Here is a 13802-nt window from a genome sequence, read left to right as displayed (position 1 = left end):
CTTGGATAAAATAAAAAAGGCTGAATAAAAATATTCAGCCTTTTCAAATGAGCAAATTAATTTACCCATCTTTTTATTTAGATTTGTTTTCCAATTGAGGAATTGCAGAGCCTTGGCCAACAGCAAGTAAACCTGTTTCAGTATAGATACCGAGTTTTGCACGGGTATCAGTAATGTCGAGGTTACGCATGGTTAACTGACCGATACGATCCATTGGGGTAAACATCGAATCGCCTTTCTCCATGGTCAAACGCTCAGCTTCATAGGTGAGGTTCGGAGATTCAGTGTTCATGATGGTATAGTCATTACCACGACGCAATTCCAAAGTCACTGTACCAGTAATGGCTTTAGCAACCCAACGCTGTGCAGTTTCACGTAGCATTAATGCTTGTGAATCGAACCAACGGCCTTGGTAAAGTAAACGACCTAAACGTAAACCGTTAATGCGGTATTGTTCGATTGTATCTTCGTTATGGATACCTGTTACCAAGCGCTCATAAGCAATGTGTAACAACGCCATACCTGGTGCTTCATAGATACCACGAGATTTCGCTTCGATGATACGGTTTTCGATTTGGTCAGACATACCTAGACCATGACGACCACCGATACGGTTCGCTTCTAGAATGAATTCAACTGGATCTTCGATACGTTGACCATTTAACGCAACTGGCATACCTTGTTCAAAAGTAATGCTCACTTCTTCTGGTTGGATTTCAACATCATCTTTCCAGAACGCAACACCCATAATTGGGTCTACGATTTTAATACCCGCATTGAGGTATTCTAAATCTTTTGCTTCATGCGTTGCGCCTAACATATTTGAGTCAGTTGAGTACGCTTTTTCTTTTGACATTTTATAGTCAAAGCCGTTGTCGATTAAGAATTGCGACATTTCGGCACGACCGCCTAACTCATCAATAAAGGTTTGGTCTAACCAAGGCTTATAGATTTTGAGGGCAGGGTTGGTCAATAAACCATAACGATAGAAACGTTCAATATCGTTACCTTTATAAGTAGAACCATCACCCCAGATGTTGACGTCGTCTTCTTTCATCGCCGTTACAAGCATCGTACCTGTAACTGCACGACCCAAAGGTGTGGTATTGAAATAAGGAACGCCACCAGTACTAATGTGGAATGCGCCACATTGAATTGCTGCAATACCTTCAAGCGCAAGTTGTAAACGACAATCGATTAATCGAGCTTTGACTGCGCCGTATTGTTCAGCTTTCTTTGGAATTGCATCATAGTCATCTTCATCAGGTTGACCCAAGTTTGCAGTATAAGCATAAGGCTCTGCGCCTTTTTGCTTCATCCACAATAAAGCTGCTGAAGTATCGAGACCACCAGAAAAGGCAATCCCAACTTTTTTGCCTACAGGTACGTGCTGCAAGATAGTTGCATTATCAGTCATTGCTTGTCCTAACATTTATTAGTAAAGACTCCGAATAGGTAGTCTTGAGAATAAAAAATCGGAACTATTGTAACACTTTTCATGGAGCTTGTTTTCCTGAAAGAAAAACTAAGCAGAAAAATTATGTTCTAATACATTTGATTTTGGTTTTTTTAGATTGGAAATCAAAATAGTTACATTACTTTTGACTTTAGTGTCAGCATTTTCTTGAAAAGAGTCATAAACACATATAAAAATTCAGTTAAAGTACTATGCAACAAGTTGCAAAGCCAATAAATACAGAAGGAATACCATGACTAGCTATGCAAATATCTTAAAACCATTACATTTAGGGTTTACGACAATTAAAAACCGTGTAGTAATGGGCTCTATGCACACAGGTTTAGAAGATCGTTTCTTTAATTACCCTAAACTTGCAGCTTATTTTGAAGAAAGAGCAAAAGGTGGTGTTGGCCTAATCATCACAGGTGGTATTTCTCCAAATCGCCAAGGTTGGTTATTACCAGCTGGCGGTACAATGAATAGTTTAATGGATATTCCACAGCATCGTTTAGTGACGCATTCAGTTCATAAGCATGGTGCAAAAATTTTAATGCAAATTCTGCATTCTGGGCGTTATGGCTATCAACCTTTTGTCGTTTCTTCGAGTGCTGTTAAATCGCCAATTTCACCATTTAAACCGCGTGAAATGAGCAATCAAAATATTTTGGATACGATTCAAGATTACGCACGTTGTGCGAGTATTGCGAAGAAAGCGGGCTATGATGGCGTTGAAATCATGGGTTCAGAAGGTTATTTGCTGAATCAGTTTTTAAGCCGACATGTGAACCAACGTACTGATCGTTGGGGTGGTGATATCGAAAATCGTATGCGCTTTGCAGTTGAAATTGTAAAAGCAATTCGTGCGAAAGTGGGCGAGAAATTTATTATTTGTTTCCGTTTATCAATGCTTGATCTAGTGCATGACGGTAATACGATGCAAGAAGTAACGGTTGTTGCTAAAGCATTAGAAAAAGCAGGTGTTACTTTATTAAACACTGGGATTGGTTGGCATGAAGCACGTGTACCAACAATTGTGACTTCAGTACCTCGTGCAGCATTTGCAGATTACACCGCTTTTGTAAAACAGCATGTTTCTATTCCTGTAATTGCATCAAATCGTATCAATATGCCTGATACTGCTGAAGATATTATTGCTTCTGGTAAAGCCGATATGGTCCAAATGGCGCGTCCATTATTGGCAGATCCATATTGGGTAAATAAAACTGCAACCAATCGTGTAGATGAAATTAATACGTGTATCGCATGTAACCAGGCTTGCCTGGATCACAGCTTTAAGAATCAACGTGCAACCTGTCTTGTAAACCCACGTGCAGCATTTGAAACAGAATTAGTTTATATCAAAACTAAAAAACCTAAACGTATTGCGGTTGTTGGTGGTGGTGTTGCTGGAATGTCAGCTGCAACAGTTGCCGCAAGTCGCGGTCACGCCGTCACTTTATTTGAAGCAAGTAATGATGTTGGTGGTCAGTTTAATTTAGCGAAAGTTGTTCCTGGAAAAGAAGAATTCCACGAAACCATTCGTTACTTTAAGGTGCAAATCAAGCAAACAGGTGTCGATTTGCGTTTAAATACGCGCGTAAGCCGTGAACAGCTTGAACGAGAAGGTTTTGATGAGGTTATTGTGGCTACAGGCGTAATTCCTCGCGCATTGAAAATTCAGGGTAGTACTGCACCACAAGTATTGTCATATGCTGAAGTACTTAAAGGTGCAGAAGTTGGACAAAAAGTTGCTGTAATTGGAGCAGGGGGAATTGGTTTTGATGTATCAGAGTTTTTATTAAAGCCACCGCATCAACCACAGCCTCAACCTTTAGCAGAATGGCAACGTGAATGGGGTGTCGATCCAAACCCTAATTATATTTCTGAAGGTGGAATGCAACGTCCAGAAGTAGAAATGCCAATTCGCCAGATCTATTTATTACAACGCAAAACTACACCTTTAGGTGTTGGCTTAGGTAAGACTTCAGGTTGGGTTCACCGCGCACAATTGAAAAAACATGCGGTTCGTATGCTTCGTGGTGTGCAGTATAAAGCGGTGACTGATGAGGGATTATGGGTTGAACATAATGGTCACGATCAATTATTGCGTGTAGACACAATTGTTGTGTGCGCTGGGCAAGAATCTGTAAAAGATTTAATGCCTAAAGATGGTGAAAATACTTTAGCGAACTATCATATTATTGGTGGTGCGAAACTCGCTGCTGAGTTAGATGCGAAGCGTGCAATCCGTGAAGGGGCTGAATTGGCCGCTAAACTCTGATAATTGACGAAACATTATGCATTTGAATACATTGCAGTTAAATTTCTCTTGAATAAAAAGGGGAAGCTTTGTATTCTTACGCACATGGAAGCGTGGCAGAGCGGTTTAATGCACCGGTCTTGAAAACCGACGAGGGTGTGAGTCCTCCGTGAGTTCGAATCTCACCGCTTCCGCCAAATTCAAGTTTCTGACACTGTTTAACACTATATAAGTTTATGATTTATAATGTTAAAGTTGGAAATATGGAATATGACAAGCCGTGACGCACTATACCAATCGGATGTTATAAAGTAGTAAAAAATGCAGTAAGATTATTTCTTACTGCATTTTTTTATGTCTGAACTATGGCAACTCGTGGAATCAATAAGCTCAGTGCTTTACAAGTTAAAAAAGCGAAACCTGATCCTGACAAGATGTTTAAGCTATCAGATGGTGGAAATCTGTATCTGCGTATAGACCAGAATGGTAGCAAGTACTGGATATTCAATTACACACGTCCATTCTTAGGGAAGCGTAACGATTTATCTTTAGGGACTTATCCTGAAGTTTCTTTGGATGGTGCTCGTACCATTCGTGATGAATATAAGAAACTCATCAAGCAGGGTATTGATCCAGCAATGGAGCGGATTGAAAGCAAGTCTCAGAAACAGAAAGAGGCTGAAAATACCTTTCGTGTTGTCGCAGAATTATGGTTATATAAACGTGAGTTAGAGCAAAAACAAGATGAAGAGACGATCCTTCGTTTAAAGCACGATGTCTATTCTTACATTGGTGATTTAACCTTTCCACAGAATCCTTGAGATTAAGGTCTTTAAACGCATTATCGAGCGTGGAGCTTTGTCTGTTGCCAAGCGCCTTAAATCAGACCTCAACCAAATCTTTAAATCAGCGCGTAAAAAAAGCTCATCCAATATAATCCGATTGAAGATATTGAATTACCAAAACCACAGGGTGGAAATTTTGCAGCTGTGACAGAGGAGCAAGACCTAGCCCCAATGCTGAATAAAATTTGGAATTACTCTAAGCTTTATACACGTTGTTTGCTGACCACACAGGTAGCATTAAAAATCTCGGTGCTGACATTTCAGCTTTATCTAGCACAGATTCCATTACAGGTAGAAGATCTCAGCTAAAATGAACAAGCCAACTACCTATTTAACCAGTTGCTTGAGGCGAGAGATAAGGTTGAGCAACGCCAACAGTATTTTGATGAACTCAAACATCAACTTCAAATGATGATGAAAGAGGCCGAGCGAGCAGTATTTACAGGTGGCTCAGTCACATGGAAGAAATCACAGGACTCTATCAGTTTAGACCGTAAATCTTTACTGAAACAATACCCTGAATATCTACAGCAATTTCCACAAATCAAAGCAGGAACACGGCGCTTTCAGATTTACCCGAATGGTGGATAGATCAGATACGATCCAGCATTCATTTCCCCAATAAACGTATTAACCAACACGGAAATCCGTGATCCCATACCCCAACAGGTGTGGGATTTTTATGCCAAAAATTTATTTATCCAAATTTAAACATCATAAAGGAAATCACCATGATTAAAGGTTTAGCAATTACACCACCTGTACTCGGTCGTATCAGTATTGGCAAAATAGTAGAAAAGAACGGAAAACGACTGCCTGAAAAGGATGATCAATTTACCATTACCAGCCAAATCCAAAACAAGGATGGTTGGGTGAAACACCCACTGGATGAGCAGTTACGTGCCAAGGCACAAAATCAGAAACTCAGAACTATACCTGTACGAATGATCTTCAATAATCCTGAACTGAATCTACGGGCTGAGTACAGTCTATTTGACCGCCAGACTGGACGATTAATTTGCTCAGGCAATGGCGAAACCTGTCAGCGACTCGGACAAAACGGCGTTGAACAACACCCATGTCCATCACCTGACCTGTGTCCATTAGCTCAAGGTGGGTTATGAAAACCCTATGGACGGCGGCTTTACGTCAACTTAGATGAATCTGATGAGTTTGGTACATTCATCTTTAGAACCACGGGCTTTAATAGCATCCGTACCTTGGCAGCACGATTAAGTTACTACCATGCAGCTTCGGGTGACCTGCTTTCATGCCTGCCATTACAACTCACTCTGAGAGGCAAAAGCACAACTCAAAGTTATCGTACTCCGATTTATTACGTGGACTTGACCTTACGTGATGGAGTGAACTTAAGTGAAGCTATTACTTCAGCTAAACAGATGGATGAACAAAGCAAGGCAGCAGGGTTTTATCAGGAGGCTTTAGATCATGTGGCACGGCAGGGTTACGGCAATGCCAGTTTTGAGGTAGGAGGGGACGAAGGTTTGGATATTGTTGAGGAATTTTACAACGATGAGTCTAAAACAGAGCAATATCAACAAACACATGAACTAAGCCATGTTCAGGATATTCAGAAAGGGTTGCAGCAGTCAGTTCAAGCTTTGAATTGACCGCATGAAAGCGAGAAGCTTTTTCTTACAGAGAGCTCTATCATCTGAGCGAATTCGCGCTCGCATTATTGATTGTGAGAAAATATCATGAATGTGTTCATAGGCCAAACTTTTCAGATGAATCAAATATTGAATCTAAAAGATGTTATGCAAATCACAAGATTAGGTCGTTCAACAATTTACAATATGCGAGATCCAAAAAAGTTAGTTATGATTCTACGTTTCCTAAACAAATTAAGCTGTATTCAAATCGAGTGCGTTGGCTGTAGAGATCAATATATGGATTGAATCTAAAATAGCCCAAAGATAAAAAGAGAGTTTTTTAACTCTCTTTTTTATGTTGAAAATTAAATATTAACAACAAAAGAATAAGCTTTTTCATTTAGATTACTATCCATTAGAATTGCATCAAACGACATGTTTTCTAATAATGATTTGAGATTATGATCCATTTTCAATGACTCTGAAGAAAGATTAATAAGAATAATTCGATTAACTGGATCTATTATAAATTCAATATTTTCAGATTTTTTGTTGGTCAAAGCTAAGCGATTTTCATGAAGTAGTTCTGTAATTTGTTCACTAAGTTGATTAATTTTAATTTCTTCTTCACTTGATGAGGCGGCTTTAGAGACATGAATTAAAGAAGAATAAGGTTCAAAATCCTTTGGTGTGTCCATAATTTCAACTTTGTAAAAACTGAATGGGTCAGTTTCTAATTTTAAAGAAGATAATTGGTTCTTTTCTAAGAAGTCAGTTTCTATCGGTTTGATATTTGACTGATAAAGATTGGATACGTCTTTTGCTTCTTTTATAGCTTTTTTTGCTCTATTTTGTGCATCCAAGAGCGGGTCATAAATATGCTCAATTTTTGATGAATTTACATGCTCACCGATACTAAAGAACTCTGGTACTTGATTTTCTGTTGATGTATTTGCTGGCGCTGTACTATCAAATATTGTTTCACTGATTGGTTGAGGTTGAGGTTGAGGTTGAGGTTGAGGTTGAGGTTGAGGTTGATCGATTGTTGCTGTTGTTTGGGAATCTTTTGAAGACAAAAACATTGCATCCTTATGATTTACATTTGATGCCGAAATTAACGTAATCTTTATATTTGAAGTTATATGATCGTTTTTTTCAACTGCAAAATTTAAAAGCACGATTACAATAAAAACATGCATGATAATGCTAAAGAGAAATGCACTCTGTGAAACATTGAGTTTATTTTGAGACAACATATTTTTCTCCTCAGCATTTATCGCTCAGGTCAGAATAAATAGCGGAAGGTCATTCTGAGGTTTCTTCCCTCAGTAGGATGGATGTGCCTATCATAAATTCCTTCACGTTCTGAAGAGTTAGGTGAGCATGTAGGCTCACTGAGATCTTGACGAGTGCATGAAGCATAGTAGTATTCGATATCATTTGTTTTTTGATTGAATACATTAAAGAGTTCAACTTGTGCTAGAAAGTTTTTATTAAATTGATAGCTGCCTTGTAAGTTAACTAAAGTTGATGAATCGGAACGAACTGAGTTATCCTCAATCAAAGGACGAGAACCAAAGTAACGTAAACGTCCTCCAAAATTAATTTGGTCATTCAGTTTATAAGTAAATCCAGCAGCTAAGGTCTTTTCTATTGCCCCAGGAATATGATTTCCTTCCGAATTTTCATTTTTAAATCTTGCTTTTGACCAAGCCAGATCTACATCGATAATCCAAGCATCTGTTGGTTGATAGAATTGTGAAATTTCAATACCTTGTCTTTTACTTGGTCTACTTGCTTCTGTCGTACCAGCATCGCCGATGAATACCAGTTCTGAATCTGAATCAAGTTGCCATAGTGCTATTGTTGAAGTGAGCTCAGGTATAAGTTTTGCTCTTAATCCCAGTTCTGAATTTATTGTTCTTACCAATGGAGAAACGGGGAGAGTTGGTTTTAAATAGTTAATATCACGAGAATCAATGTTTAGGTGCGTTGTAGTTCCTCTAGCATCATTGCTATGAAAGCCATATGCATAATTAATGTAATATTCAGTATTTTCCCACGGACCTAAAATTATGCTCATTTTAGGGCTGAAAATATGATCAGTTTTATGACCACTATTTTCTTCTTTATCAGAATTTACATCAAAAGAATAAAAATCACCACGAACGCCTAAAATAGTTTTTAACCAAGGTTGCCACGTGGTTTGATTTTGTCCCCATATTCCAATAGACCATTGATTAACATCATCATTTCTCATAGTGTTGAAACGCTGTCGATCTTGTGTCTGGTAAAGGCCTAAGTTGTTAATATAATCATACCTAAGAGATGATCCAAATGAGTTTAAAAGCTCTTTGCTTGCCCATTCACTTAATGAACCTTTTTGAAATTTAAATCCAAGTGTCGTTCGTTCTTCAGCTTGCTCAAACTGGTCTCCATGGACTGGATCATTTAAAAAATAACTAAAGTCAGAAAATAGATTCAGTTTGTTATATACGGCATAAGTGGAGATTGTTGAGTATTTCGTTTTCTCATAATTTTTAGCATTATACCAAATAGCAGTCCGAGCAGACTTACCACCATCACTCTTGTTTAAGCTATCGAAGCGATTAAGTTCACCGCTTTCAATCAGCCGCTCTGGAATTTGATCAGTAGCATCCCATCGTGCTTGATAATGTTGAAAGCTGATGGATTGATTTTTATTATGGTCACCAGTGAAATATTTTAAGAATACATTTTGTTTTGAAAGATTTTCAGGGTTAACCCAAGGTCCGTCACTGTTGATATTCTCAACTGCACCGATTAATTCCCCGTCACTAAGAACTAAGTTTCCAACAGCTAAAAATCTAAGTAAGTTGTGATTACCTAACGTTATTTGTGCGTAAGGATTATCTAGAGAATGGATACTCGAAATTTTTGCTGTACCTGCTGATGCAAAATCACCATTATCAATCGATACTGCTCCTTTGTGATATTGAATTGATTCAATCAGTTCGGGGATTAGAAAATTTAAGTCTGTGTAACCTTGACCGTGGGCATGACTCACCATGTTAATGGGTTGTTCATCAAATGATGTTGCAAAGTCAGTTCCATGATCTAAGTTAAAACCTCTCAGAAAGTATTGATTTGCCTTACCACTACCACTGTGTTGAGTCACAATGACACCAGGGATCGTTTCTAAAACTTCTGCTGGACGTGATAAAGGTCGAGTTTCAATTTGTTCTTTCGATATTGTTCCTTGGGATGAAGTAAATGCGACCCCAAAAGTGCTATCTAAATTTGATGATGCTGTTATTTTAATTGTAGGAAGTGTTGTTGTAAGTTCACCTCCAGCATGAGTAAGCTGACCTAAATAGAAATGACTACTTCCTATCAACAAGCAATACAAAATTCTTTTTTTCATTTTTATTCCATTAATTTTATAAATTTTCGTGATTTTCATAAACATGAAATCATTATTAATTTCATATTTTCAGTTGTTTATCAAAATTAGATTTATAATTGCTTTAACATTTGTTTTAATTTTTGAATGTAGGTCGGATTTTGATAGCCAGTTTCATTACTCCAATTTAATAATTTTTCTGTGCTCTCACGATTTTTACTATCAAGTGCAAGGGCGGCATAAACCTCAAAATCGTCATTTTCTCTTTGCATATTCCAGTTTTTGGCAGCTATGCGTAAACCTTCATCATATTTTTTGGAAACCCATAGGAATTGAGCTTGCTCTCTGAGATGTATGTGATCCTTATGGTCGAGTAAGTTTTGTACTCTTTGGGTTAGTTCATTTAGGTCTTTTTCTGCAAGGGGATCGTTTAGTTTCTGTTTGCTTAAAATAATTCTATATAACGCGCCATCATGATAACGATATGGGGTAAGAATTTTGATTGCGTTTGAATATTCTTGTTGAGAAATATACCAATTGGATTTAGCAAGAGCATTGGGTAAATTATCTACATTGAGTAATGGAATAGATTGGCTCGCAAGAGTTGGATCATTAAATCTTGTCGCTATTTCCAGCATAATATTACCTAACCATTGCTGATCGTTTTTATTTAACCTTGGGGCCATTTGAAGAAGTTCATTTGTTCTCGGTTTTATTTCCGAAATATTTTTTGTCATTGCATCCACTTGCAGGACACAACCAGCTTTATAAAGTTTCACACTCTGTTGATCTAATTGATCACATAATTTAAGTGACTGATTAAATTGACCTTGTAATCTATATATATTTGCGAGTTGTAAAATTGCATCATAATTTTTAGGGTCTTTTTTTAATACGTCATTAAGTATTGTTTCTGCTCTGCTGAAATTATGATTTGCTTGAGCGAGTCGAGTTTCTAACAATTTATTTTCTGTGTCTGATGAATTGAGGCTTGATTTCATTAAGTCTTCAGCTTGTTCTAAAAACTCACCGTCGCCTTTTGAATAAGCTTTTTCAAGTAAGACATTAACGATTTGATTTCTAAGTTCATCATTATGATTGTTTTTTAACATTACTGAATAATCTGGATGTTCTGAACTCGATGAAGATTCTTCATGGTGATGTTTGGGATGAGCGAAAGCAGTACTTAAATACAATGAAGCTATTATTGATAATGTTAGCTGACGAATTAACATTTAAAACTCCTATAAAGACTCTTAACAGAAGTTTGTTAAGAGTCTTAATCTTAAAATTTCACTGCAACGGGTTCTGATTTGTTATCTATAGTAGATTCTGAAATTTCAGTAATACTTTTAGGTTCAGCCTGTTCGTAGTTACTTTGAGGTTGATTGGTTAATGACAACGTTTCTTTAAGAACGGGGTCATTTGGGGATTGGTTGTTATTATTTGGTTTTGAATTATTGTCATTACCACCGCAGCCACTTAATCCAATACCAACCATGAACAGCAAAATGAGTTTTCTCATGGTGACTACTCCTAATTATTTACTAGCTGTATTAAATGGAGAGCCTGCTACTGGAGTATTTAAATATGGGAAAGCAGTACCAAATTGTTGTGGTGATTGTAGAGCTCCATCAGTAAAGCCTATTCCTCCTGCTTTAGCATCGCTTGCTTTACAACCAACAGCGGTATTCACACCATCTATTGTGCAGAGTAAGCCCATAGCAACTCTAAGCTCAATATCGACGACATCATCACCAGGTCTACGACCGTTCGGGAATCCTGCAGTATCTCCACCGATTACACCAAGACGATTTTGTTTATCTTTTGCTGCTGGAGTAATAGCAGTATTTAGACGCAACATTTCAGATGCTTTTACATTTTTGGGTTGGTTTAAGCCAGGGATACCTAAAAGAAATGCATTAACTAAGTCAGTTCTTGGAAAGTTTGTTGGTGCAACTACGGCACCACCAGTTGCCTCCTTAAAAAGAACTTCTATTAATGTAGGTAGGGTTGGGTTAGTCACATAGTCAGCAAATTGCCCATCATTCACAGGCTTACTTGCATTAAATTTATCTTTATCTTTAAGACCAATGACGACTTCATTAACTAAAGGCATACCTAAACGTGAAACTTGAGTCCAAGCACCACCAACTTTACTTGCACTGGTAAGATTACTTTCAGGATTAGGGTTTAATAAGGTGGCTTGAGGTAAGCTTGCTGTTGTCCATCCTCCAATCACTGTATCATTTGAAGCAACTAAACAAGACTGTGGAACTTCTAAAGCAATTGTAGTGACGTTTTTATTTGCAATAGTATTCAAGCCTTGATCTTCAGCGTTTACGCCTGAAGGTGCGAGTTGAGTAGCAGGAATCTTAATATTCACTAAATCGAATACTTCACCTAAGTTAACAGCAAAAGGATCTTGACGTTGACCTACAAAAACTTTACCAGAACCGCAATTTCCAAAGTTAATGTTTTGGACAAATGTATCTGCGTAGGCTTGATAGTTTGGAATTGATTTTGCGCCAACATTATCGAATGGCTTTTTAAAAGAGCCTAAGGTACTTCGATCACCTTTACGTCGGTCACCTTTAATCATGGTAACAGTATATGTTTCAGCTGTATTTTGAGCTGAACTACTATCATTTGTTATTTTACCAATGTTAGATAATGGTACAGAAACGTTCTTGCCACCTACAGGAACTTGTAAGTCTTTTAACTCTTGATTGAATTTAAATTGGAAAGTAATGTCTTCTTGCCCATCTCCATTGTTGTCAATGTGTATTTCATATAAGGCTTTAGGATCTAGAGCGAAATAATTAGGCCCCCCATAAGCATCTTGTAAAGGTTGATAGTTTGCTAGTATGGTTACGAAATTACTTCGGCTCGGCTCATAACTTTTAAACATATAAAAATCTGTAGCGTCAACCTTGGGTGTTTTACTGATTGATGGTGCTTCGCGGTGGCTTGAAGCGAATGATGTCACACTAAAACTACTTAGCATAATTGCTAAAAGTAGGCGAGAGTCCATTTTGTATCTCCTTGACCATGCTGATCTTGGGTATATTTTTGATTAATTTTTATTCGTCTTATAATTTTCTTATATGAATTTAGATCAGTATAAGACTCTTAATATTTATACGTATGTGATAGTGAAGTTTCTGTGAGCAAGTTAATTTATAAAATTTTGTTTAGAGTAATTAAGATTGCAGGGCGTTGGATAATGCTAGCTTTGAGGTGCGAATTTAGTAAGTGGAGATATTGTTGAAGAGTTTAACGACGATAAATCTAAATTAGAAAAAAACAAAAATCATGATTTTATTTAACTTATGGGGATATAAAAAGCATTGCAGCAGTAAGAGCACTCTTTGAATTAAATACAGTTGAAGGCAATAAGCTTCCAACTGTATTAATATTGCTATTTTTTTTCTTGAAGCTGTTGTTTGATACCTTTTCTACGCCAAGTGTTCATTTGTGTAGCTGCAACAGATGGAAATGAGTTTGCAAGTTTAGCCAAAATACCACGCATCTGTGGAAGTATAATTTCCAACGGTTTTTTGACCAAAGCGACATTTACAATTGCATCTACTACTTCATCAACGGTTAAGGCACGAGGACCTGAAAAGGTTAAGGCAGCTTGTACTTTATCTTTTTGCTGATCTAACATTGGAGTCTGTACTGCATCTGGACAAATTGCAGTGACAGATATCCCTAATTCAGCTAACTCCATTCCTGCTGCTATTGAGTAACTACGCACTGCAAATTTACTTGCGCTATATAGAGATAATCCTGGCACAGGCGATAAAGCTGCTAGAGATGCAATATTTATGATATGTCCGCTACCTTGGGCTTTCATCGTTTGTAGAACAGATTGAGTACCCAATATTGTACCTTTAAGATTAATATCAAAGTGTAAATCGACTTCTTGTGGCGAGCTATCAATAACCCAATTTTCTTTTAAGACACCTGCCACATTGCATAAAACATCAAGTTTGTTCCATTTCATTAGAACTTGATTGATAGTTTTTTGCCAATTATCAAAATCGCGCACATCTAACTTCTGTATTAATATCTGCTTTGAACTATAACTTTTATACAGATTGTGTAAGCTTTCAAAATTAATATCGCAGACGCATACTTGATGGCTATTTTCTAAAAGACGATGGCTTAAAGCCAGTCCAATCCCTGAAGCTGCACCTGTAATAAGAAATACCTTACTCATTTGATCATCCTTTTTTTA

At 37.4% G+C, this 13802-nt stretch carries 8 protein-coding genes, 1 tRNA gene and 4 pseudogenes; 6 read left to right on the top strand and 7 right to left on the bottom strand.

The window, feature by feature from the left end:
• Positions 1-73: 73 nt before the first annotated feature.
• Complete coding sequence (gene argG / locus IEV17_RS02225) at positions 74-1432, bottom strand: argininosuccinate synthase (RefSeq protein ID WP_171062416.1); 1359 nt, start codon at positions 1430-1432, stop codon at positions 74-76.
• Between the two features lie 277 nt (positions 1433-1709).
• On the opposite strand from argG, the gene IEV17_RS02220 reads away from it, so the two are divergent.
• From IEV17_RS02220 to IEV17_RS02195, 6 genes and pseudogenes are all read left to right on the top strand, one after another.
• Positions 1710-3740, top strand: coding sequence for an NADPH-dependent 2,4-dienoyl-CoA reductase (locus tag IEV17_RS02220; protein WP_004662878.1), 2031 nt, complete (start codon positions 1710-1712; stop codon positions 3738-3740).
• Positions 3741-3826: 86 nt separating this feature from the next.
• A tRNA-Ser gene (locus tag IEV17_RS02215) sits at positions 3827-3916 on the top strand.
• A gap of 168 nt (positions 3917-4084) precedes the next feature.
• Positions 4085-4828, top strand: a pseudogene (locus IEV17_RS02210) (tyrosine-type recombinase/integrase); the annotation flags it as partial.
• Positions 4826-5155 (top strand): annotated as a pseudogene (locus tag IEV17_RS17290) (YqaJ viral recombinase family nuclease); the annotation flags it as partial. The pseudogenes IEV17_RS02210 and IEV17_RS17290, both read left to right, overlap by 3 nt.
• Before the next feature lie 140 nt (positions 5156-5295).
• Positions 5296-6195, top strand: a pseudogene (locus IEV17_RS02200) (recombination directionality factor).
• An 87-nt stretch (positions 6196-6282) separates the two neighbouring features.
• Positions 6283-6505: pseudogene (locus tag IEV17_RS02195) on the top strand (helix-turn-helix transcriptional regulator).
• A gap of 37 nt (positions 6506-6542) precedes the next feature.
• Here the strand turns inward: IEV17_RS02195 and IEV17_RS02190 are convergent.
• From IEV17_RS02190 to IEV17_RS02165, 6 genes are all read right to left on the bottom strand, one after another.
• The gene (locus IEV17_RS02190; protein WP_004662870.1) at positions 6543-7433 is read right to left on the bottom strand and encodes a hypothetical protein; all 891 of its coding nucleotides are present in this window, start codon (positions 7431-7433) and stop codon (positions 6543-6545) included.
• A 29-nt stretch (positions 7434-7462) separates the two neighbouring features.
• Positions 7463-9580, bottom strand: coding sequence for a TonB-dependent receptor (locus IEV17_RS02185; RefSeq protein WP_004662868.1), 2118 nt, complete (start codon positions 9578-9580; stop codon positions 7463-7465).
• Positions 9581-9672: 92 nt separating this feature from the next.
• Entirely contained in the window at positions 9673-10794 is a 1122-nt protein-coding gene (locus tag IEV17_RS02180) for a tetratricopeptide repeat protein (RefSeq protein ID WP_004662866.1), read from the bottom strand.
• 50 nt (positions 10795-10844) lie between these two features.
• Positions 10845-11084, bottom strand: coding sequence for a hypothetical protein (locus IEV17_RS02175; protein WP_004662864.1), 240 nt, complete (start codon positions 11082-11084; stop codon positions 10845-10847).
• A 15-nt stretch (positions 11085-11099) separates the two neighbouring features.
• Positions 11100-12593: a DUF4331 domain-containing protein gene (locus tag IEV17_RS02170; protein ID WP_004662862.1), complete on the bottom strand. Its 1494-nt coding sequence runs from the start codon at positions 12591-12593 to the stop codon at positions 11100-11102.
• A gap of 387 nt (positions 12594-12980) precedes the next feature.
• Positions 12981-13784, bottom strand: a complete 804-nt coding sequence (locus IEV17_RS02165) for an SDR family NAD(P)-dependent oxidoreductase (protein ID WP_004662861.1) — start codon at positions 13782-13784, stop codon at positions 12981-12983.
• Positions 13785-13802 lie beyond the last annotated feature (18 nt).

It is taken from the genome of Acinetobacter modestus (genome assembly GCF_014636095.1).
GTDB classification, from domain to species: Bacteria; Pseudomonadota; Gammaproteobacteria; order Pseudomonadales; family Moraxellaceae; genus Acinetobacter; species Acinetobacter modestus.
Note: the sequence above shows the minus strand (reverse complement) of the source record. Positions and strands in the feature narration are given on the sequence as shown.

What these genes read in the sequence shown, in the direction of transcription:
- argG (WP_171062416.1), bottom strand. Translation starts at nt 1,432, where the DNA reads ATGTTAGGACAAGCAATGACTGATAATGCAACTATCTTGCAGCACGTA.
- IEV17_RS02220 (WP_004662878.1), top strand. Translation starts at nt 1,710, where the DNA reads ATGACTAGCTATGCAAATATCTTAAAACCATTACATTTAGGGTTTACG.
- IEV17_RS02190 (WP_004662870.1), bottom strand. Translation starts at nt 7,433, where the DNA reads ATGTTGTCTCAAAATAAACTCAATGTTTCACAGAGTGCATTTCTCTTT.
- IEV17_RS02185 (WP_004662868.1), bottom strand. Translation starts at nt 9,580, where the DNA reads ATGAAAAAAAGAATTTTGTATTGCTTGTTGATAGGAAGTAGTCATTTC.
- IEV17_RS02180 (WP_004662866.1), bottom strand. Translation starts at nt 10,794, where the DNA reads ATGTTAATTCGTCAGCTAACATTATCAATAATAGCTTCATTGTATTTA.
- IEV17_RS02175 (WP_004662864.1), bottom strand. Translation starts at nt 11,084, where the DNA reads ATGAGAAAACTCATTTTGCTGTTCATGGTTGGTATTGGATTAAGTGGC.
- IEV17_RS02170 (WP_004662862.1), bottom strand. Translation starts at nt 12,593, where the DNA reads ATGGACTCTCGCCTACTTTTAGCAATTATGCTAAGTAGTTTTAGTGTG.
- IEV17_RS02165 (WP_004662861.1), bottom strand. Translation starts at nt 13,784, where the DNA reads ATGAGTAAGGTATTTCTTATTACAGGTGCAGCTTCAGGGATTGGACTG.